2 pseudogenes are annotated in these 357 nt (G+C 52.4%); both read left to right on the top strand.

Annotated features, from left to right (window positions below):
• Window positions 1-111 (top strand): annotated as a pseudogene (locus ACTHSP_RS22955) (NADH-quinone oxidoreductase subunit C); the annotation flags it as partial.
• Window positions 101-357, top strand: a pseudogene (locus ACTHSP_RS22950) (hypothetical protein); the annotation flags it as partial. The pseudogenes ACTHSP_RS22955 and ACTHSP_RS22950, both read left to right, overlap by 11 nt.

Below are 357 nucleotides of genomic sequence, written 5' to 3'. Positions count from 1 at the left end.
GAAATGCGTTACGACGAAGAGCAAAAACGCGTGATTTACCAACCTGTTACCATTGAGCCGCGCGAGATCACGCCGCGTATCGTCCGTGAGGAGAACTACGGTGGCCAATAAATTAAGAAACTACACCATCAACTTCGGCCCGCAACACCCTGCGGCGCACGGCGTATTGCGTATGATTTTGGAGTTGGACGGCGAACAAATCGTCCGTGCCGACCCGCATATCGGCCTCCTGCACCGCGGTACTGAAAAACTGGCTGAAACCAAAACCTATCTGCAAGCCCTGCCCTATATGGACCGCTTGGACTACGTTTCCATGATGGTCAACGAGCAGGCGTATTGTTTGGCAGTAGAAAAACT

Source organism: Neisseria sp. P0001.S005, from assembly GCF_051963715.1.
This window is presented reverse-complemented; position numbering and strand designations above follow the sequence as displayed.